This is a genomic window from Saccharospirillum sp., from assembly GCF_040881935.1.
In the GTDB taxonomy this organism is placed as follows: domain Bacteria; phylum Pseudomonadota; class Gammaproteobacteria; order Pseudomonadales; family Natronospirillaceae; genus Saccharospirillum.
In genome coordinates, this window is sequence record NZ_JBBECH010000026.1 from 35,498 (window position 1) to 56,950 (window position 21,453).

Below are 21,453 nucleotides of genomic sequence, written 5' to 3' on the forward strand. Positions count from 1 at the left end.
GTCTCATTGAGGTTTCCTGCTGACCAGTGTGATGATTTCTTCGACCGTGTCAAACCGTGACGTCGGCGTTGGGCTGTCGGTCACGATATGCAACATGGTGCCGTTTTTCAGTTTGAACCGGTGCGGTTGAGATTGAATCAGCTGTACCAGGGTGAAAGGGTCGATACTGGTGTTTTTGCTGAACTCAATGGTGCCGCCGGACAGCCCAATATCGATGCGCTGAACTCCCAGCGGTTCCAGTTTTTGGCGCAGTTCGGTCACTTTGAACAAATGGTTCACCGGTTCTGGCAATAGCCCGAAACGGTCAATCATTTCAACCTGCAAATCGCGCAACTGATCGGCGTCTTCGCTGGAGGCAATGCGCTTATAGAGTGTTAGGCGAGTATTGATGTCGCCAATATAGTCCGCTGGGATCAGGGCGGGAATGCGCAGGTTGACTTCAACGCCGGGGTTATCCATATCTGCGGGATTAAAGGATTCCCCTTTCTGAATGGCTTTAACGGCCTTGTTCAGCATGTCCATATAGAGCGAAAAGCCGATGCCTTCAATGTGGCCGCTTTGCTCTTCACCCAGCAATTCACCGGCACCCCGTATTTCCAGGTCGTGCGTGGCCAGGGTAAACCCTGCTCCCAGGTCCTGGGCTTCGCCGATGGCTTCCAGCCGCTTCCTGGCGTCTTTGGTTAGCGTTTTCCAGGGCGGCGTCATCATATAGGCGTAGGCCTGGTGATGTGAGCGACCCACTCGGCCTCGTAACTGGTGTAACTGGGCCAGACCAAAGCGGTCGGCGCGCTCGATCAGGATGGTGTTGGCCGTGGGCACATCAATGCCCGTTTCGATGATGGTCGTGCACAGCAATACGTTGAAGCGCTTGTGGTAGAAGTCCGACATGATGCGTTCAAGCTGCCGTTCCGGCATCTGACCATGGGCAGAGACAATCCGGGCCTCGGGCACCAGTTCCCTCAGCGCCTGGGCCGTGCGCTCAATGGTGCTGACCTCATTGTAAAGGTAGTACACCTGGCCGCCGCGCAGAATCTCGCGCAGCAGGGCTTCTTTGACCTGGGCATCGTCGCGTTCGCGCACAAAGGTTTTCACCGACAGGCGCCGCGCCGGAGGGGTGGCAATAATGCTCAGATCACGCACGCCAGACATCGACATGTTCAGGGTGCGGGGAATCGGGGTTGCGGTCAGTGTGAGGATGTCGACATTGGCGCGGAGTGCTTTGATGCGCTCTTTCTGGGTGACGCCGAAACGATGCTCTTCATCAATGATGAGTAACCCCAGATCTTTGAACTTAATGTCTTTTTGCAGCAACTTGTGGGTACCAATGACAATGTCGACCTTGCCGTCGGTCAGGCCATCGATCACCGATTTGGTTTCGCCGGTGTTGCGAAAGCGACTGAGCACCTCGACCCGCACCGGCCAGTCGGCAAAGCGGTCGTTGAAATTTTCAAAATGTTGCTGGGCGAGCAGGGTAGTGGGCACCAGAATGGCGACCTGTCGACCCGCGTTGGCAGCGATAAAAGCCGCGCGCATGGCCACTTCGGTTTTGCCAAAGCCGACGTCGCCACAGACCAGCCGGTCCATTGGTTGGGGGCGACGCATGTCTTTGATGACCGCTTGAATGGCGTCGGCCTGATCATCGGTCGGCTCGAACCCGAAACCGGCGCTGAACTGGGCGTATTCGATTTCGTCGAACGGGAAGGTGTGGCCGCGGCGCGCTTCGCGCGTTGCGTACAGCGCCAATAACTCAGCCGCTGTATCGCGTATCTTTTCGGCCGCCTTGTGCTTGGTTTTACTCCAGCGATCGTGACCCAGCTTGTGCAGCGGAGCGTTGTCGATATCGGCGCCCGAGTACCGGCTGATCATATGCAGATTACTGACCGGGACGTACAGGTGGCTGCCTTCGGCATAGCTGAGCTTCAGGAACTCCTGGGCCTGGCCGTCAAGCTCAAGCGTTTCCAGGCCCTGATAGCGGCCCACCCCATGATCGAGGTGCACCACGGCGCTGCCCGGATTCAATTCGGTCAGGTTGCGAATCACCTGGTCGGACTGATCCGACTGAGCACGATCCCGGCGCCGTTTCTGAACAACATAGTCGCCAAACAGCTGGGGCTCGCTGATCAGTGTGATACCGGCATCGGCCAATACCAGACCCTGGCTCAGGGGAGCTACCGTCAGACCAATTTTCGCGTCGGACTGATCCAGAAACTGGGATACGGTGTCAGCCGGTTCAGGACGAATTCGAATGCGTTCGAGCAATTCTTTAAGCGACTCCCGACGCCCCAGGGATTCGGCGCAGAACAGAACCCGGTGGCGGGTTTCTTTTAAAAAGCATTCAAGCCGGTTCAGAGGTTCCTGTGCCCGGTGGTCTACCGGGTAATCGGCGGGCGACTCTGTTGTCAGGTTGAGATGCCCGCTTTGCTCACGAACGGGTGCGGCGCTCAGTGATAACCGCCTGAACTGGTTGAGCCGGGTAAACACCTCATCACCCGGGGTAAACAGCTCCCGGGGGGTTAGAATAGGCTGGGTGATGTCGTGTCGACGGTTCTCGTATCGGCTTTCCACTTCCTGCCAGAAGTGGTCCAGTTGCTCGACCAGCGACGTCTGGTGGGCAATTAGGGTTTGCTCGGGCAGGTAATCCCAAAAAGTATCTGTGCGCTCGTAAAACAGCGGCAGGAAGTATTCGATGCCACCGGGGGTGATCCCCACGCTGACCTCGGTATAGGTCCGGCAACGGGAAAAGTCGGCTTCGAAGCGCTCCCTAAAAGCCTGACGGAAATGGGCGATGCCCGTTTCCGTCAGGGGGACTTCGCGACCCGGTAACAGCGTAATACGCTTAATGGTGTCGCCGGAACGCTGCGTTTCAGGGTCGAAGTGCCGGATCGATTCGATTTCTTCATCGAACAGGTCGACGCGAATAGGCTGCTCGGAGCCCATTGGAAATATGTCCAGAATCGAACCCCGGACTGCAAATTCACCGTGTTGATAGACAGTGTCGGTGGCTCGGTAGCCTGCCGACTCCAGTTGTCGGCGCTGCTGGGCTATGTCGATGGTCTGACCCTGGTGCCAGTCAAAGGCAGTGCCGATGATGGCTTCTTTGGGGGCGAGCCGGTGACTGAGGTTGGCGGCACTGGCAATGCAGACCACCCGGGGGTTTTTCGCCAGGGCATTCAGTACACTGAGCCGGTCTGAAATGATGTCTTCATGCGGCGAAAAGTTATCGTAAGGCAGGGTTTCCCAGTCAGGGAAGGCCAGAATTTCCCAGGGTTCCGACCCTTTGAAGACCCTTAACTCCTGTACCAGACGGTCAACGTCTGTCGGTGTATCGGCGATCAGCAGCAGGGTGCCCTGATGCTGTTTCATGACCTGAACCAGGTACCAGCCGGTGGCGGCACCGCTGAGTTGGCCGATGTGGCGGTGATCGCCAGGCTGCTGGGGGATATTCAACGAAGGGCTGTGCATGGGCTTAGCGTTTTCAAGTCAACCGGAAACAGGGCGCGAATGCTAGCAGACTTGGCAGGCATCGCCCAGCGCTACGGCTTGCGAATCTGCCGGTTGACCGCAGTTTGGCGGGGAGGACAGCGAAAAAAGGTTTCTCATACTAAGGTAGCCATCTAAACCACTGATCTTTATACTAGCGCACGATTTTTGGGGTGGGTTTGCCGTCGTTCCGCATTATGCCTAACAGGGCATGAATCGGTCTGGATTTGGCCAGCCTGAAAGCAATGTATGATGAACGTTGTGTCCGGGTGCCGTGCGTGCCCTGGCGTGCAGCGCGAGTCATTAGACAGAGCACACTATGATAACGATCAAGAAAGGGCTCGACTTGCCCATTTCCGGCGCTCCGCGTCAGGAAATTTCGGACGGTCAGCCGGTCAGCACAGTGGCTTTGGTCGGTTACGACTACAACGGTATGAAACCGACCATGTTAGTAAAGGAAGGCGACCGGGTAAAACTGGGCCAGCCGGTCTTTACCGACAAGAAAAACGAAGGCGTTGTATACACAGCTCCCGCTTCCGGACTGGTCAAGACTATTAATCGTGGCGCTCGTCGTCTGTTTCAATCCGTGGTGATTGAATTGGATGGCGATGACCACGAACAGTTCGACGCAACACCGGCTGATCAGTTCAATACGCTGAGTACCGAGGCGTTGCGTGAAACGCTGGTGAAATCAGGTGCCTGGACGGCGTTTCGAACTCGCCCGTATTCCAAGGTTCCCGCCATTGATTCTGAACCGGCGGCCATTTTCGTGCAGGCCATGGACACTAATCCACTGGCGGCCGATCCGGCGACCATCATCGCGACTGACACAGACGCTTTCACTCAGGGTCTGACCCTGCTGACCAAGCTCACTCAGGGAAAAGTCTGGGTGTGCAAGGCACCAGGTAGTCAAATTCCAACGGCTGACGGCGTATCGGTTGAAGAGTTTGGCGGTGTTCACCCCGCTGGCAATGCCGGTACCCACATTCATTTTCTGGAACCTGTGCACGCCGGCAAGGTAGTCTGGACGATTGGCTATCAGGACGTTATCGCGCTGGCCAAGCTGATCGTTACCGGCGTGCTGCCGACCGATCGCATCGTTGCACTGGCAGGCCCTCAGGTGAAGGAACCCCGGCTGGTTCGTACTCGCGCCGGTGCGTCCCTGATCGAATTGACGCGGGATGAACTGAAGGACGGCGAGAACCGTCTGATTTCAGGTTCTGTGTTTGGCGGTCGTGGCGGGTTGGAAGAAGTGGCTTATCTGGGGCGCTACCACTCCCAGGTCAGTGTATTGGCGGAAGGCCGTGAACGCCCGATCCTGCATTACCTGCATGCCGGTAAGAACCGCCATTCGGTGCTGAATATTTACCTGTCCAAGCTGATGAAGGGTAAAACCTTCGACTTCAACACGACCACCAACGGCTCTGAACGGGCGATGGTACCGGTCGGTCAGTATGAAAAGGTAATGCCTCTGGATATTTTGCCAACTCAGCTGCTGCGTGCGCTGATTGTGGGTGATCTGGATTCGGCGGAAAAGCTGGGCGCACTGGAGCTGGATGAAGAAGACCTGGCGCTTTGTACCTATGTGTGTGCTGGCAAGTACGAATATGGCCCGATCCTGCGGGAAAATCTGACTCGCATCGAGCTGGAGGGGTAAGGCATGGGATTACGAACAACGTTAGATAACATGGCGCCGCTGTTTGAAAAAGGCGGCAAGTACGAAAAATGGTATGCGCTCTTTGAAGCGGTAGACACCATTTTCTATATGCCCAACTCCGTTACTCGCACCACGGCTCACGTGCGTGATGGTATGGACCTGAAACGCATCATGATCACGGTATGGCTTTGCACCTTTCCGGCCATGTTCTGGGGCATGTGGAACCTGGGTTTCCAGGCGAACACCGCCATTGAGGCCGGTCTGGCGATCAACGACGGCTGGCGCGAGGCGCTGATCAGTCTGTTTGCTGGGCATGATCCGTCCAGTATCTGGGATAACTTCATCTACGGGGCCGCTTACTTCCTTCCAATCTACGCGGTTACCTTCATCGTGGGTGGGTTCTGGGAAGTCATGTTCGCCATGGTACGGGGCCACGAAGTCAATGAGGGCTTCTTTGTCTCCTCGGTACTGTTTGCACTGATTTGCCCGCCTTCGTTGCCGTTATGGGCCGTGGCACTGGGTATTACCTTCGGCATCGTCGTCGGCAAGGAAATCTTTGGCGGAACCGGCAAAAACTTCCTTAACCCGGCACTGACCGGCCGTGCATTCCTGTACTTTGCCTATCCGGCAAGTATGTCCGGCGATGCCGTATGGACCGCAGTCGACGGTTTCTCCGGTGCAACAGCGCTGAGCCATGCCTTCAGCGACGGTCTGGTGGAAGGCATGCTGGGCAGCCTGACCTGGTTTGATGCCTTCCTGGGCATACAGCAGGGCTCTATCGGTGAAGTTTCTACGCTGCTTATTTTGTTGGGCGGTGCGGTACTGCTGGTAATGGGTATTGCCAGTTGGCGGATCGTGCTGGGCACCATGGTGGGTATGATCCTGCTGTCGAGTCTGTTCAACCTGATCGGTTCTGAGTCAAACCCCATGTTCGGACTGCCCTGGTACTGGCATCTGGTTATTGGTGGTTTTGCCTTTGGCATGATGTTCATGGCCACCGACCCGGTTTCAAGTTCGATGACCAATACCGGTAAAATCTGGTTCGGCATATTGATCGGCGTAATGACGGTACTTATTCGCGTCGTTAACCCGGCCTTCCCGGAAGGCATTATGCTGGCCATTCTGTTCGCCAATATTTTTGCACCGACCATCGACTATTTCGTGGTTGAGCGAAACATCAAACGGAGGCTTGCTCGTGTCCAGTAATAAAGACTCCATCACCAATGTTCTCAAGGTTGCCTTGCTGGTGTGCCTGGTGTGCGCCATTGTTGTTTCAACAGCGGCGGTTGTGTTGCGCCCGGTACAGCAGGAAAACCGTCAACTGGATTTGCGCCGCAACATTCTGGCAGCAGCTGGCTTGCTGCAGGATGGCGTATCTGTACAGGAACAGTTCGAGCAAGTTGAAACCCGACTGATCAATCTGGAAACCGGCGAGTTTTCGGATGAGTTCGATACTGAAACCTTTGAGCCACGGGATTCCATTCGTGATCCGGCACTGTCCAAATCGATCCCGGACTCTGAAGATATTGCCGGTATCGGGCGTCGTGAGCAGTACACTGAGGTATACCTGATCAATGACAGTGAAGGGCAATTGCAGACGCTGATTCTTCCTGTTCGAGGTTATGGCCTGTGGTCTACGCTCTGGGGTTTCATAGCACTGAATAGCGATCTGAACACGGTTCGCGGATTCGGCTTTTACGAGCATGCCGAAACCCCGGGGCTGGGCGGCGAAGTCGACAACCCCAACTGGAAAGAGCAGTTTGAGGGTAAAGAAGTCTATGGCGATCAGGGCAGTGTTGAGTTGGCCGTTAAGAAAGGGTCGGTCAACCGCAGCAATGAAATGGAAGCGACGCACATGGTCGACGGCCTGAGCGGCGCAACGCTGACCAGCCGCGGTGTAACGAGCCTGATTCAGTATTGGCTGGGCGAGCGTGGGTTCAAACCCTTTCTGACTAACCTTGAAGCGGGAGAAGCCTGATCATGTCTGAGACACGGAAGGTATTACTGGCACCTATTTTTGCCAACAATCCCATTGCGCTGCAAATTCTTGGAATCTGTTCCGCGCTGGCTGTGACCACCAGCTTGAATGTCACTATTGTGATGTGTATTGCACTGACGTCGGTAACCGCGTTTTCAAACCTGTTTATTTCGACGATTCGCAATCAGATTCCGAGCAGCATCCGGATCATCGTGCAGATGACTATTATTGCCTCACTGGTGATCGTGGTAGATCAGATTTTGAAGGCCTATGCGTTCGAAATGTCGAAGCAGTTGTCGGTGTTCATTGGTCTGATCATTACCAATTGCATTGTGATGGGGCGTGCTGAAGCTTTTGCTATGCAGAATCCGCCGGGAATGAGTTTCATCGACGGGATTGGCAATGGACTGGGTTACAGCGTTGTTTTGTTATTTGTCGCCGTCATTCGTGAATTCCTGGGTTCTGGCAGCTTGTTCGGCGTGGAAATTCTAACCACGGTAAACAATGGTGGCTGGTACATTCCCAACGGCTTGTTGCTGCTTCCGCCGAGTGCATTTTTCATTATTGGTGGTTTTATCTGGATCCTGCGCACTGTGTACAAGGATCAGGTTGAGGAAAGCGACTTTACCATGAAGGCACACGTTAAGAAGGAGGCCATGTAATGGAAGCATTAATCAGCCTCTTTATTCGCGCAATTTTTGTCGAAAACATGGCCCTGGCATTCTTTTTGGGCATGTGTACTTTCCTGGCCTTGTCCAAGAAAGTATCTGCGGCTATTGGTCTCGGTATTGCGGTTATTGTTGTTCAAACGATTACCGTACCGGTCAATAACCTGTTGTTTAACTTTGTGTTGCGTGAAGGTGCGCTGGCCTGGGCCGGTTTCCCGGACGCTGACCTGAGCTTTCTGGGCTATCTGAGTTACATTGGTGTGATCGCCGCCATCGTCCAGATTCTGGAAATGGTGCTCGATAAATACTTCCCGGCACTTTACAACGCCCTGGGTGTGTTTCTGCCGTTGATTACAGTGAACTGCGCCATTCTCGGTGCCTCGCTGTTTATGGTTGAGCGGGACTACACCTTCAGTGAATCGGTGGTCTACGGCATTGGTGCCGGTGTGGGTTGGGCACTTGCGATTCTGGCACTGGCCGGTATTCGGGAGAAGCTCAAGTACAGCGATGTGCCAGCGGGTTTGCGTGGCCTGGGTATTACCTTTGTCACCGTTGGTCTGATGTCCCTGGGCTTTATGTCGTTCTCAGGCGTTTCCCTGTAACCGGTAAGGAATGAACAGATGACTACAGAAATCATACTCGGTGTTGTTCTGTTCACCGTAATAGTGCTGTTGCTGGTCGGCGTAATTCTGTCGGCTCGCTCCAAGCTGGTGAGCAGTGGCGATGTAACCATCGAAATTAACGAAGATGCCGATAAGGCGATAACCGTACCGGCTGGCAGCAAGCTGCTCGGTACCCTGGCGAATGATGGCATTTTCCTGTCTTCAGCCTGCGGCGGCGGCGGTACCTGCGCACAATGCAAGTGTAAAGTTCTGGATGGCGGTGGCGCAGCACTGCCCACGGAGGAGCAGCACTTCACCAAGGGTGAATTGCGCGAAGGCTGGCGCCTGGCGTGCCAGGTAGCCGTTAAGCAGGACATGAAAATTGAAGTAGAACCCGAGTTCTTTGGTGTAAAGCGCTGGGAGTGCACGGTTGAATCCAACCCCAATGTCGCCACCTTTATTAAAGAGCTGACGTTGCGGTTGCCGGAAGGCGAGAACGTCGATTTCCGCGCGGGCGGTTACGTTCAGTTGGAGGCTCCGCCGCATGAAGTGCATTACAAAGACTTCGATATTGAAGATCGTTTCCATTCCGATTGGGATAAATTCAATGTCTGGCAGTACACCTCCAAGGTAAACGAGACCACCGTTCGAGCTTACTCAATGGCGAACTACCCGGAAGAAAAGGGCATCGTTAAGTTTAATATCCGGGTTGCGTCACCGCCGCCGGGAACGAACTACCCGCCGGGCATTATGTCTTCCTACGTGTTCAGCCTGAAACCGGGCGACAAGATCACGGTATTTGGACCTTTCGGTGAGTTTTTCGCCAAGGACACTGACGCTGAGATGGTGTTTATCGGAGGTGGTGCGGGCATGGCACCCATGCGCTCACACATTTTCGATCAGCTGAAGCGTCTGAACTCGAAGCGTAAAATCAGCTTTTGGTACGGAGCCCGTAGTTTGCGGGAGACGTTTTACTCGGAAGAGTATGACATGCTGGCTGAAGAGAATGACAATTTCGAGTGGCACCTGGCCTTGTCGGATTCGTTGCCGGAAGACAACTGGACCGGACACACCGGCTTTATACACAACGTTCTGTACGAGCAGTATCTGAAGGATCACGAAGCGCCTGAAGACGTCGAGTACTACATGTGTGGTCCTCCGATGATGAACGCAGCCTGCATCAAGATGCTCGAAGATCTGGGTGTGGAACGCGACAACATTCTGCTGGACGACTTTGGCGGGTAAGCCACTCTCTGAACTGGAGAAGGAATGTTTCTTACGATGAAAATGCCCGTGTTGTGGTTATGCCTGGCGGCATGGCTGCTCGCGGGGTGTTCTGGTTGGGGGTCCACTGAGGTTCATAAGCTCAGTGGGTACTCTATGGGAACCAGCTACACGGTCAGTCTGGTCGCCAAGGAATCTGAAGCGCGTGCGCTGGATACCGAAGTCCGTACCGCGATTGAAGAAGTAAACCTGGCCATGTCGACCTATTTACCCCGATCAGATGTTTCCCGTTTTAATGAATCACCGGTTGACGGCTGGATCGCTGTTTCACCGATGACGGCCGAAGTTGTCAGTCTGGCGCTGGAAGTTGCCGAGGCCAGTAATGGTGCGTTTGACCCTACGGTAGGCCCTCTGGTTGATCTGTGGGGCTTTGGTCCCAAAGAGACGACAGACCAGGTGCCCACCGAATCGGATATCGAAGCGGCATTGGCGATGGTTGGCTGGCAGGCAATTGAAGTTGATTCCACCGCCAATAAGTTGCGCAAGTCAGCGCCGCGCCAACTGGATTTGTCGGCAATAGCCAAAGGCTATGCTGTAGATCAGGTGGCCAGCTTGCTTGAGGTCAGGGGGTTCGAGAACTATATGGTTGAGATTGGCGGTGAGATGCGCTTTTCCGGTAGCAAGCCAGATAATATGCCCTGGCGTGTTGCCATTGAAACCCCGGACAGCGAACAACGATCCGTCTATAAGGTCCTGGAAGTGTCTGATGGGGCCATGGCAACCAGCGGTGACTATCGTAATTTTTTCGAACAGGATGGTCAGCGTTACTCCCATACCCTGGATCCGGAAACGGGCTATCCCATCCGGCACAATCTGGTATCGGCAACGGTGTTAGGTGAACGCAGTGTCCTCAGCGATGCCTACGCCACCGCGTTTATGGTGATGGGCGCTGAAGATGCGATGACGCTTGCCGGAGAGCTTGATCTAGCGGTCTATCTGATTCAGAGGGACGGGGAGGGCTACATTGAAACACTGTCTGCCCGATTCGAATCCCTATTCGGACAAAGCGACTAAACTGATCGGTGCAGCTCGGGGACCTGTTGGCCATGGGTTAATAGGTTTCGAGTTTAATGCACGTTTCACTGGAGGTGCTTATGGCGACCTTTTTTGCAGTTTTTGTTTTCATGTTATTAATCATTGCGGCGATGGCCGTTGGGGTTATTTTTGGTCGTCAGCCGATAAAAGGCTCCTGTGGCGGTATGGCTGCTGTGGGCATGGAAGCGGAATGCGACGTGTGCGGCGGTGACAAGGGCAAGTGCGACACTGAAATAAAGTCTGCGCGCAACGCAGCCCGGCAAAAGGTTTTGTCTGACCTGGGTGTTGACGCGACAAAGTAACAGTCCGTACTCGTGTAGCTCGCGGTCTGGTTGTATTTATAGGAGAGACGATGTCGGAAGCTCAGTACGATTTGGTGATCATCGGCAGTGGTCCCGCCGGTGAAAGTGCGGCCATGAATGCCGCCAAGGCAGGAAAGAAAGTCGCGGTAGTCGATCTGCGGCACCTGGTGGGAGGGAATTGCACGCATCAGGGAACCATTCCGTCCAAAGCGCTGCGTCACGCGGTCAATCAGGTCATGCAGTTTAATCGCAGCCCCATGTTCCGGCATATCTCCGAGCAAAAATGGCTATCTTACAGTCAGGTTCGGGAATCGGCACACCGGGTAATCGACAAGCAGGTGTCCATGCGGGCGCGCTTTTACAGCCGTAATGGTGTGGATCTGTATTACGGTGTCGCCAGCTTTATCGACCCGCATACGATTAAGGTAGACCGGTCAGACGATCAGGCTGACATCCTGTCGGCTCACGAGATTATAGTAGCCACGGGTTCACGGCCTTACCGTCCACCTGAAGTGGATTTCAGCCATTCCCGCCTGTTCGATAGCGACAGCATTCTTGATTCCAACGAAACCCCCCGGCATCTGGTGATATACGGGGCGGGTGTTATCGGCAGTGAATATGCTTCTATTTTTAACGGTCTTGGCTGCAAGGTAGACCTGATTAACCCGGGTGACCGTTTGCTGGCGTTCATGGACGATGAAATTTCCGATGGGCTCAGTTATCACCTGCGCGGTCATGGTGTACTGGTGCGCCACAATGAAGAATTTGTGAGTGTGGACGGCTTCGATGACCACATTGTACTGACACTGGCCTCCGGCAAGAAGATTAAAGCCGATGCCTTCATGTGGGCCAACGGCCGGTCTGGTAACACCGAAAAGCTTAATATGGACGCTGCCGGGTTAACGGCCAACGGTCGTGGTCAGTTAGAGGTGGATGAGTTTTACCGGACCTCAGTGCCCCACATTTATGCGGTTGGGGACGTGATCGGCTGGCCGAGCCTCGCCAGTGCCGCTTACGATCAGGGGCGCAGCGCTTCCGGAGTGATCGTAGACAACAATACCTACCGGCACATCAACGATGTACCGACCGGTATTTATACCATCCCGGAGATCTCGTCGGTGGGCAAAACCGAGCGCGAACTGACCCAGGCCAAGGTGCCTTATGAAGTCGGCAAGGCCTATTTCAAAGACACCGCCCGTGCGCAGATCACTGGCGAAGACGTGGGTATGCTGAAGTTACTGTTCCATCGGGATACCCTGGCGTTATTGGGCATTCACTGCTTTGGTGACCAGGCGGCTGAAATTCTGCACATTGGTCAGGCGATCATGGCGCAGAAAAACGGTGGTAATAATATTCAGTATTTCATTGAACACACTTTCAATTACCCCACTATGGCAGAGGCCTACCGGGTTGCGGCACTGAATGGTTTGAATCGTATTTTCTGACAGGATGCCAGGTGTGGTAGTAACCTGATGTCCTTTATTAACTTGTAAAAGCAGCCCTGGTGGCTGCTTTTTTTGGCGCTCATTCCTGCCTTAGGCGTATTTACGCACCGGGCGTATTCAGTAAACGCCGCGTTTGGGCTGCTGGTAGCGGTGTACGCGAATGGAGGGTAGAAAAGCGTCGTCTTCAAGCCGGTTATCGCTGCGAACCAGACGTTGCCGTTCGCCGGGCGGCGTCGCCGTGGGGATTGAGAAGTCCGGTAGTTCGTTGATGCCCTGGCTGGGAAACAGCAGGGGTAAAGATACATTCAGTGATTTTCGGCGTCCGTCAGCAAACACCAGATTGGCGCGCAGCAGCGGCGCCTGTTTCTGAACCCGGGCCAGGGGCTCGGAATCTGGCAGTGACGCCAGGCGTTCCATCTGGATACGAATGTGCGCCGATTCAGTATTAAGTTTTATCAACCGTTCCCAGGCGTCCGCTTTGGTGATCTTCTGGATGGAGCGACCGCTGGTGTACCAACTGAAGCCAACCCGGTCGGGCCGCTTCACCACTAGAGGAATGTGCCGAAATACCTGTTTTAAATGTAAGCGGGTTAGTCCCTCCCGGCCCAGTGTTTCGTTTAACCCTTTGTAGCGGCGGGCCAGTTGGCCCTGCAGTTCTCTCCAGTGAATGGAGTCGGCTGTTTTGATCGACTGAACCCGGTTCCGGAACCGGTCTTTGGCCATATTCACTTCGGCGGCAAGCGTGATTTGTTCCCGGTTCAGAGCAATGAGCCCGGGGTAGACGCGCGTTTCACGGCCGTCCTGGTCGTCCTGATACCACAGGTCTAGCAGCAGGTCTTCGAGGTCGGGCGCGCGTACGGCGCCGTTCCAGGGAGCAATCCAGTGAGCGCTGTCATATTGATGGACTGATCGTGAGAACGCCGAAATGGCGCGGCGCAAACGTTCGAACTCGTCGAAGAGTTGTTTGTCACTCATGTTTATACCGTTATCTTAAGCGTTGTTTTCAGTTTAATGGATGCTGATCCGGTTGCCAAGGTATCCAGGGGCTGGTGTTGCGGCAGAATTTGAACTTTGCTGTGATGGGGGGCGTACGCGGACTTAAGGGAGGGCTACCAATAAAGACACGTCAGTGGCGGCAGACCCTATTCAAAACAATGCGGGCCCGGAGGGGCCCGCTACCGTTTCAGGCTGAGTGTGCCTTGATAATGCCTTCCATCTTAATCTGATCTTCTATGAACTTGCGAATACCTTCCGCCAGTTTCTCAGTCGCCATAGGGTTGTTGTTCATGCCCAGACGAAAATCAGATTCGGTGATCGCTTCGGGCTTCTTGCCGGTAGCCGCCGGAGCAACCAGCGCTTGCTTCAGTTCGCCCTTGTCTTCACTCAGTTCTTCAAGCAACGCCGGGCTGATGGTCAGGCGGTCGCAACCTGCCAGGGCCTCGATTTCACCGGTATTGCGGAAACTGGCCCCCATGACAATGGTCGGGTAGCCATGCTCTTTATAGTGTTTGAAAATCTCCCGAACACTGATTACACCCGGGTCATTCTCGCCGGTGTAGGTTTGGCCGGTGTCTTTCTTATACCAGTCCATGATGCGACCTACGAACGGTGAGATTAGCGTTGCGCCCGCATCGGCGCAGGCCTGGGCCTGCTCCATGCTGAACAGCAGGGTCATGTTGCAATGTATGCCTTCTTTTTCCAGTACCCGGGCGGCCTGAATGCCCTCCCAGGTGCTGGCAATCTTGATCAGAATGCGATCACGGCTCCACCCGGCATCTTCATACAGCTCAATCAGTCGATGGGCTTTGTTCAGGGTGGCTTCGGTATCAAATGACAGACGCGCGTCCACTTCGGTGGAGACGTAGCCGGGTACTTCCTGCAAAATTTCCTGACCAATGGAGGTGATCAGGCGGTCGATACCATCGTCGAAATCACTGGCATCGGCCATACAACGTTTGATCACGCTGTCGTACAGTCCGCTTTCAACGGCTTTCAGAACCAGAGAGGGGTTGGTCGTCGCATCCTGGGGTTTGAATTTTTTGATGGACTCGAGTTCGCCGGTGTCCGCGACGATGACGGTGTATTCTTTCAACTGTTCAAGTTTGCTCATGTTGTCTCTCTTATGGCTGACCCGGGGGCCAGTGATGGTGGCTTGAATAGGTGCCTGAAACATCGACTCATAGTCCGTCAGGCAGGTACCGGTGCCTCGGCGTCAGTCAGTACAACTTCAGACAACGCCTGTTTCAACAAGTCCAGTCCGGCGTCGGGTTTATGCATCCCTTCGCTCAGAGTACGGCGAAACCGGCGTGCACCGGGCTGGCCCTGGAACAGACCCAGGGTATGTCGTACGGCATACTTCAGCGCCTTTCCTTGCTGCAGGTGTTGCTCAACCCAGTACAGGTAAGCGCTGGCCAGTTCGGATTGGGTGTGTAGCGGTGCCAACTGTCCGTAATAGGTTGGGTCCACTGACTGCAGAATCAATGGGTTTTGATAGGCCTCACGGCCAAGCATTACACCATCAATACCCGCTTCCAATAGCGCCAGACAGGCTTCATGATCTTTCAACCCACCATTGATGACGATGTTCAGGTGGGGAAAATCTGCTTTCAACTGTTTGACCCGATCATAGTCCAGCGGCGGTATTTCCCGGTTTTCTTTGGGGCTCAGGCCGCTAAGAATGGCTTTGCGAGCATGGACGATGAAGGTATCGCAACCGGATTCGGCGGTGATGCCGACGAAGTCGCGCAGAAACTCGTAGCTGTCGAAATCGTCGATGCCGATGCGGTGTTTCAGAGTGATTGGCAACGACACCGCATCGCGCATGGCTTTCAGGCCATCCCGCACCAGGGCGCCATGCGCCATCAGTATCGCACCGATCATGCCATTCTGAACCCGGTCGGAAGGGCAGCCAGCATTCAGGTTTACCTCGTCGTACCCCCATTGCTCCGCCATTTTAGCGCATTTCGCCAGGTCCTGTGCATCGGAACCACCCAGTTGCAGTGCCAGCGGGTGTTCGCACTCGGTATAGGCCAGAAACCGGTCGCGATGACCGTGAATCAGTGCGCCGGTAGTCACCATTTCGGTGTAAAGCAGTGCATGGCGAGAGAGGAGGCGATGAAACTGACGGCATTCACTGGTCGTCCAGTCCATCATCGGGGCTACGCTGAAGCGATGCGGGTAGGTCAAAGTCATCTCCGGACGGATGGACGGCACCTTGAGTACCGTCCACTAGGTTCAGGTGCGCATCATAGCCAATAAGTGACGCCAATATAACCGAAAGTCGCCATGACCATGGCATAGGGGAACGCCATCACCACCATACGACCGTACGACAGGCGCACCAGGGGCGAAATGGCCGAAGTCAGCAGAAACAGAAAGGCAGCCTGACCATTAGGGGTGGCCACCGATGGCAAATTGGTGCCGGTGTTAATGGCAACGGTCAGCAGGTTGAACTGTTCACGGCTGATGTCACCAGCCTCGAGCGCGAGCTTGACTTCATTGATATAAACCGTTGCGACGAAGACATTGTCGCTGATCGCCGACAATAGGCCGTTGGCTATGAAGAACATGCCGGGCTGAATATCCACCGGCAGGCTCAGTACCCAGGCGATGATGGGCGCAAAGAGGTGTTGGCTGTGAATGACGCCGACAATAGTGAAGAACACAACCAGCAGCGCGGTGAACGGCAGCGCCTCTTCAAACGCCTTACCGATGTTGTGTTCGTCGGTAATACCATTGAAGGCAGTCAGTAGCACGATAACACTCAGACCGATCAGGCCGACTTCAGCGAGGTGAAAAGCCAGAGCCAGTATCAACCAGATGGCGACAATACCCTGAACAATAAGCTTGGCGATGTCTTTGCGAGTACGTTTGGTCTGCTGGTGCTCTTCATAATCTTCAAGAATGCTGCGCACGACCTGAGGCAGTTTAGAGCCATAACCGAACCACTTTAGCTTTTCGAGCAGCACACAGGTGGTTAGGCCAGCGACCAATACGGGCATGGTGACCGGGGCCATCCGGATGAAGAATTCCGCAAAATCCCAGCCAGCGATACGAGCGATCAGCAGGTTCTGCGGTTCACCTACCAGGGTGCAAACGCCCCCCAGTGCGGTACCTACGGCGCCGTGCATCAGCAGTGACCGCAAGAAGCCACGAAATGACTCCAGATCTTCGCGGTGCAGGTCTTCTACACCTTCATCCATATTGTGGTCGTGGTCGTGGTGAAAGTGCTTGCCGGAGGCCACCTTGTGATACACCGAATAGAAACCGACGGCGACGCTGATCAGCACGGCAGTTACCGTCAGTGCATCCAAAAAGGCGGACAAAAAGGCCGCAGCGCCGCAGAACATCAGTGAAAGCAGGGTTTTGGAGCGAATCCCCAGTAGCAGTTTGGTGAATATGAACAGCAACAAGTCTTTCATGAAGTAGATGCCAGCGACCATAAACATCAGCAGCATGATCACCGGGAAATTGGTCACCGCTTCGTGGTAAACGACTTCCGGGCTGGTCAGGCCGATGACAACGGCTTCGATGGCCAGCAAGCCTCCGGGTTGCAGTGGGTAGCACTTCAATGCCATGGCCAGAGTGAAGATAAACTGCCCAATCAGCATCCAGCCAACGATTAACGGACCGCTGTCCCCCAAGCTGAAAAACAAAATGGGGTTAATGATCAGGAAGACGACGATGGTCTTCTTGTACCAGTTGGGGCTGTGCCCCAGAAAGTTCTTAACAAAAGACTGACTAAGCGAGGTGTTCATCAGGAGCTCTTCGGGTAATGTGAAAGCGGTATTGCCACAACCCTTATGCTGCCTGTACGGGTCGCGCAAAGCGCGCCCAAGGTACCCGTTTTCGGGAGAATTTCAAGCGAGTTGTAGGAAAACAACAATTTCGGGTCGCCTTTCGGTAACCCCGATGCCTAGTCGTTAAGAGAAAACCTAAGGAATCGGCGCTAAATATGTGCTTTTATTAACAAAATGAGTGTGGAACACTGATGCAAGGGTCCGTTGCTGGGTATACTGGCAAAGGGGAAGCCGTTTTTACCGGTTCGCTGCGCAACTGGGCTGATCATCGGTATGATGAGGGTCCCGGGCTGGCGAACAGTAAGACCCCATCGGAGTCGCCGCCACGGCAGCAGGCGGTTGTCGATCACGTCCTGTACGTGTGTCCCGCAACAAGGTTAGTGAACGATGAGTACAGCCACATCTAAGGAAGCGATCAAGACCGAGCTTGAAGCCACGCTGCAGCAAGCGCAGTCTGCGCTCGAGAGTTTTAGTTCGGACACCAGCGACCTGGTGCAGTTGCAGCAATCACAGGATTTGATTGGGCAAATGCGGGGCATCTTTCAGGTGCTGGAAGAAGAAGGTGCCATTGCTCTGTGCGATGAGTTCAACACTCTGATCAATGCCATACCCACAGGCGAGTCAGCCGACAACGACGATGTACGTATCAAACTGGATGCCATGAGTGGTGGTTTGGTTGTTCTCAGCCGCTACCTGGAATTTCTCAGTCTTGGTCAGAAGGCGATTCCCGCTGTCCTGTTGCCGACCATCAATCTGGTTCGGCGGGCGAGGGGAGTCTCTTTGCTCGGAGAAGGGCATTTTTTCCAGTTTTCGTTCAAGCCTGGCAAGCCTGCTGATAGCAAAGTCTTCGAGTTTTCGCCCCAGAAAATCCGCCAGCTTAAAAAATTCCGACACATGTACCAGGCGGGGCTGCTACACCTGTTACGCGGTGAGCGGACTGTGGGTGCTTTCAAGTACATGGGGTTGGCTCTTAACCGGATAGATCAACTGCTGGCCAACGCACCCTGTGCCCCGTTGTGGTGGGTTGCTTCGGGTGCGCTTGAGTCAATGGCCAATCGCAGTGCCCTGATGACCGGGCCGCGCAAGATGCTGTTCGCCCAACTCGACCGCCACCTCAAAGACCTGATCAGCAACGCGCCGAAATCGTTGAACAAGCAGCCGTCGCTTGCGCTGATGAAAGAATTTCTGTTTTTGCTGGCGATGAACCCGGCTGAGAGCCTGAGGGCTCGGCAGGTTGCCAAATATTACAAGTTGCCGACGCTTGGACAAAGCGATGACATGCTCGAAGAGCAGCGGCAAATATTGTTCAGCCCCGGTCGCAGCGTGCTATCGAGTGTTTCCGATGCGCTGAAAGAGGACATCTCGGTGATCAAAGACACCGTTGATCAGGCGGCCCGTGGCGATAGCGGTTTTTCGGCGCGCATTCTTCAGGAGCGCATGGCCAAGGTGGCGGACGTCTATGTAATGCTGGGTCTGCAAAGCCCAGCGAATGTGTTGAAACAGCAGGCAAAGGTTATCGCTGGCTGGGCCGACAATGCCGCGCCGTCCAATGAGCAGTTGCTGACCATTGCCGATGCCGTGCTGTACGCCGAAAGTGCGTTATCCCGTATTTTACAGGGTCAGCGACAGTTGGAGGGCAACGGTGACAGCAAGGCGGCGCTCGCCCAGTTGCACGATGCCCGGGTGGTACTGATCGATGAAGCCGAAGCCGGTCTGGCCCTGGCGAAACGGGCCATCACCGCCTATATGGATTCTCAGGGCGATCGGTTGCATTTGTCCAATGTGGTGCCGACGCTCCATAGCGTGAAAGGGGCTTTTGTGTTCCTTAATAGTAAAACCGCCGCTGACCTGATTCAGCGAGCCATCAACTACATCCGCCGGGATCTTGAAGAGTCCGGCACCATGGTTGATCCCGGGCAACTGGAATCCTTTGCTGATGCCTTGTCGAGTCTGGAGTTTTTCCTGGAAGGCTTACTCAGTGACTCGGCCAATGAAGATATTCTGAAGCTCGCCAATCACAGCCTGGCAGCGCTGTCGGTGTAATTCCCTATCATGAAGCTGATGACGCAATGGCCATTGTTTGCCTTGCTGGTTCTACCGGGCCTGGTGCTAGCCTATATCGCCTTGCGTCTGCTGTTGCGTCGTGGTTGGATTCGGGGCTTTGTGCGCGGCGCTCTGGGTGTGGTTTGCCTGGTCGGATTGCTCATCATCTCCTTGTTTATGTTTGATTTGGCCGCGTATCGGGCCTTTACCCGGGAAACCGTCGTGGCGACGGTTTCTTTTCGGCGACAAGGTGAGCAGGCCTATGAAGTCAATCTGGAGACCAATCAGGATCAGCAGCGCCGGAGTCTGGTGTTAAATGGAGATGAATGGCAGTTGGATGCCCGTATCCTTATCTGGTCTGGTCCGCTGGTTGTGCTGGGTATGGAGCCGGTGTATCGGCTGGACCGTATAACCGGACGATATCAATCATTGGAGCAGGAGCTGAATGCGCCACGCACCGTCATTGATCTGCGGGCGGGTGCACTCTGGTCGGTCAGTATGGTCAGCGATTGGTTACCCTGGATCAGCGCACGTTTCGGCAGTAGTGTGTATCTGCCAATGGTCGATAATGGCTTGTTCGAGGTAGGGTTGGGTGCACAGGGGTTGGTCGCGAGACCGGTCAATGAACCGGCTCGCGAAGCGCTGGGGCAGTGGTTTTCTGACTGAAAACCAGATGCTTTGGCTCAGTCGATTACAGTGAAAACAGATCCGACAAGCGGGTTGCCAGCATCATATCGCCTTCAGTGCGCAAGCGACCTGCCATAAATGCCTGCATGCCATTCAAATCGCCTGAAGCGATTTCTTTCAGGGTCTCTTCATTCATGATCAGGGTAACCGATGGGTCTTGATGCTCGCCGGATACCAGTTTGCACTGCTTGTTTTTAACGATCAAATGGTAGGTGTCGCTGTCGTCGATGTTGAATTGAAAGACAACATCCAGACCCGAGGCAGCGTCGGCGTTGAATTGGGATTCGATGTTGTTGAACATGTCTGCGGTCGAAGCCATGGTCTGCTCTCCGGTGTGTGGGTGAATGACATTGGGTGGATTGTAGAGAGCCGAGTGGGTAAAATCAAACGATTGTTTGAAACGTAAGTTTAACTGATGAAAAGGAGAAAATTGTGTGGGCTGAATACGGGGCATTTGTATTAAAAACCATCACCCTGGTGGCTATTCTGGTGATCGCGCTGGTTGTGGTAGCCCGGGCATCACAGGGAAGCAGTGGTGCTTCCAGAAAATCTGGCGGGCGGTTACAGATCGATAAACTGAACACTCGGCTGGAATCCAGCGCTGACCGGGTTCGCCAGGAGGTGATGTCGAAGAAAGCCTATAAAGCTCATCACAAAGCTCAAAAGGCAGAACAAAAAAAAGCGGCCGAGCAGCCGTCTTCAAACGTCTGGGTAATGCGATTTAAAGGCGATGTCCACGCCTCTCAGGTGGATGGTTTGCGCCGGGAAGTAACGGCCATTATCCAGGTGGCGAGTACCGGTGATGAGGTGGTTCTGGTCCTTGAAAGTCCGGGGGGTGCGGTGTCGGGTTATGGTCTGGCGGCTTCGCAACTGGTTCGGCTAAAAGAAGCCGGGTTGTCACTGACGGTGTGCGTCGACAAAGTGGCCGCCAGCGGGGGCTATATGATGGCTTGTATTGCCGATCGCATCATCGCAGCACCTTTTGCGGTGCTCGGGTCCATTGGAGTATTGGCCCAGGTGCCTAATATTCATAAGCTGTTGCAACGCCATCAGGTGGATGTAGAAGTGCTGACGGCGGGTAAACATAAGGCGCCCATGACCCTGATGGGTGAGAAAACCGAAGAAGGCCGGGAGAAGTTGCTGGAAGATCTCAAAGCCATTCATGAGCGGTTTAAAGAGTTGGTAGGGCGCTATCGCCCACAATTGGATCTGGCGGTCGTCACTGAAGGTGATTTCTGGCTGGCCGAAGATGCCCGTGAACTAGGATTGGTGGATCAGCTGGAGACCAGCGATGCGTATCTGTTGGCCAAAGCGAAAAGCGGCGACGTGGTCTCTGTTACCTGGGTTCCGCAGGTAGGGGTCGATCAGCGACTCAAAAAGGCATTTTCATCGTCTGTTCAGGGCGCTGTTGACGCACTGTCTCACCGCTATTTTCCTTGAGCTGAGAGGCGCTTTCTTGTTTGATCGGCCAAG

At 54.5% G+C, this 21,453-nt stretch carries 18 protein-coding genes; 12 read left to right on the forward strand and 6 right to left on the reverse strand.

Translation table 11 applies throughout. The annotated features are described in order from the left end of the window. Positions 1-3: 3 nt before the first annotated feature. On the reverse strand, positions 4-3,462 hold the full coding sequence (gene mfd / locus WEB54_RS03735; protein ID WP_368053372.1) for a transcription-repair coupling factor: 3,459 nt from the start codon (positions 3,460-3,462) through the stop codon (positions 4-6). Positions 3,463-3,799: 337 nt separating this feature from the next. On the opposite strand from mfd, the gene WEB54_RS03740 reads away from it, so the two are divergent. The 9 genes from WEB54_RS03740 to sthA all read left to right on the forward strand — a co-directional run bounded on the left by WEB54_RS03740 (position 3,800) and on the right by sthA (position 12,451). After that, positions 3,800-5,137, forward strand: coding sequence for a Na(+)-translocating NADH-quinone reductase subunit A (locus tag WEB54_RS03740; RefSeq protein WP_368053374.1), 1,338 nt, complete (start codon positions 3,800-3,802; stop codon positions 5,135-5,137). A gap of 3 nt (positions 5,138-5,140) precedes the next feature. Then, a complete protein-coding gene (locus WEB54_RS03745; RefSeq protein WP_368053376.1) occupies positions 5,141-6,343 on the forward strand; it encodes an NADH:ubiquinone reductase (Na(+)-transporting) subunit B in 1,203 nt (400 codons plus the stop codon). Next, positions 6,333-7,115, forward strand: a complete 783-nt coding sequence (locus tag WEB54_RS03750) for a Na(+)-translocating NADH-quinone reductase subunit C (protein ID WP_368053378.1) — start codon at positions 6,333-6,335, stop codon at positions 7,113-7,115. Before WEB54_RS03745 ends, WEB54_RS03750 begins: the two co-directional genes overlap by 11 nt. A 2-nt stretch (positions 7,116-7,117) precedes the next feature. After that, positions 7,118-7,777: an NADH:ubiquinone reductase (Na(+)-transporting) subunit D gene (locus WEB54_RS03755; protein WP_368053380.1), complete on the forward strand. Its 660-nt coding sequence runs from the start codon at positions 7,118-7,120 to the stop codon at positions 7,775-7,777. Beyond that, the gene (nqrE, locus tag WEB54_RS03760) at positions 7,777-8,385 is read left to right on the forward strand and encodes an NADH:ubiquinone reductase (Na(+)-transporting) subunit E (RefSeq protein ID WP_368053382.1); all 609 of its coding nucleotides are present in this window, start codon (positions 7,777-7,779) and stop codon (positions 8,383-8,385) included. The genes WEB54_RS03755 and nqrE overlap by 1 nt, the downstream gene beginning before the upstream one ends. Before the next feature lie 18 nt (positions 8,386-8,403). Continuing rightward, the gene (gene nqrF / locus WEB54_RS03765; RefSeq protein WP_368053384.1) at positions 8,404-9,630 is read left to right on the forward strand and encodes an NADH:ubiquinone reductase (Na(+)-transporting) subunit F; all 1,227 of its coding nucleotides are present in this window, start codon (positions 8,404-8,406) and stop codon (positions 9,628-9,630) included. A 135-nt stretch (positions 9,631-9,765) separates the two neighbouring features. After that, the gene (locus WEB54_RS03770) at positions 9,766-10,683 is read left to right on the forward strand and encodes an FAD:protein FMN transferase (protein ID WP_368053386.1); all 918 of its coding nucleotides are present in this window, start codon (positions 9,766-9,768) and stop codon (positions 10,681-10,683) included. Positions 10,684-10,763: 80 nt separating this feature from the next. Further along, positions 10,764-11,006 (forward strand): (Na+)-NQR maturation NqrM, encoded by a 243-nt coding sequence (gene nqrM / locus WEB54_RS03775; RefSeq protein ID WP_368053388.1) that lies wholly within the window; start codon positions 10,764-10,766, stop codon positions 11,004-11,006. A 50-nt stretch (positions 11,007-11,056) separates the two neighbouring features. Continuing rightward, positions 11,057-12,451 (forward strand): Si-specific NAD(P)(+) transhydrogenase, encoded by a 1,395-nt coding sequence (sthA, locus tag WEB54_RS03780; RefSeq protein ID WP_368053390.1) that lies wholly within the window; start codon positions 11,057-11,059, stop codon positions 12,449-12,451. 117 nt (positions 12,452-12,568) lie between these two features. On the opposite strand, the gene WEB54_RS03785 is transcribed toward sthA, so the two are convergent. The 4 genes from WEB54_RS03785 to nhaB form a co-directional block, all read right to left on the reverse strand. Continuing rightward, positions 12,569-13,426, reverse strand: a complete 858-nt coding sequence (locus tag WEB54_RS03785) for a DNA replication terminus site-binding protein (protein ID WP_368053392.1) — start codon at positions 13,424-13,426, stop codon at positions 12,569-12,571. Between the two features lie 208 nt (positions 13,427-13,634). Continuing rightward, positions 13,635-14,561, reverse strand: a complete 927-nt coding sequence (tal, locus tag WEB54_RS03790; protein WP_368053394.1) for a transaldolase — start codon at positions 14,559-14,561, stop codon at positions 13,635-13,637. A gap of 77 nt (positions 14,562-14,638) precedes the next feature. Beyond that, complete coding sequence (gene dusA, locus WEB54_RS03795) at positions 14,639-15,643, reverse strand: tRNA dihydrouridine(20/20a) synthase DusA (RefSeq protein WP_368053396.1); 1,005 nt, start codon at positions 15,641-15,643, stop codon at positions 14,639-14,641. 53 nt (positions 15,644-15,696) lie between these two features. After that, the gene (gene nhaB / locus WEB54_RS03800; protein ID WP_368053398.1) at positions 15,697-17,208 is read right to left on the reverse strand and encodes a sodium/proton antiporter NhaB; all 1,512 of its coding nucleotides are present in this window, start codon (positions 17,206-17,208) and stop codon (positions 15,697-15,699) included. 429 nt (positions 17,209-17,637) lie between these two features. Between nhaB and WEB54_RS03805 the strand changes: the two genes are divergently transcribed. Together WEB54_RS03805 and WEB54_RS03810 are read left to right on the forward strand one after the other, a co-directional pair. Further along, complete coding sequence (locus WEB54_RS03805; protein WP_368053400.1) at positions 17,638-19,293, forward strand: hypothetical protein; 1,656 nt, start codon at positions 17,638-17,640, stop codon at positions 19,291-19,293. 9 nt (positions 19,294-19,302) lie between these two features. Beyond that, positions 19,303-19,959: a multidrug transporter gene (locus WEB54_RS03810; RefSeq protein WP_368053402.1), complete on the forward strand. Its 657-nt coding sequence runs from the start codon at positions 19,303-19,305 to the stop codon at positions 19,957-19,959. Between the two features lie 25 nt (positions 19,960-19,984). On the opposite strand, the gene WEB54_RS03815 is transcribed toward WEB54_RS03810, so the two are convergent. Beyond that, positions 19,985-20,299: an SCP2 sterol-binding domain-containing protein gene (locus WEB54_RS03815; RefSeq protein WP_368053403.1), complete on the reverse strand. Its 315-nt coding sequence runs from the start codon at positions 20,297-20,299 to the stop codon at positions 19,985-19,987. Positions 20,300-20,412: 113 nt separating this feature from the next. Between WEB54_RS03815 and sohB the strand changes: the two genes are divergently transcribed. After that, on the forward strand, positions 20,413-21,420 hold the full coding sequence (gene sohB / locus WEB54_RS03820; RefSeq protein ID WP_368053405.1) for a protease SohB: 1,008 nt from the start codon (positions 20,413-20,415) through the stop codon (positions 21,418-21,420). Positions 21,421-21,453 lie beyond the last annotated feature (33 nt).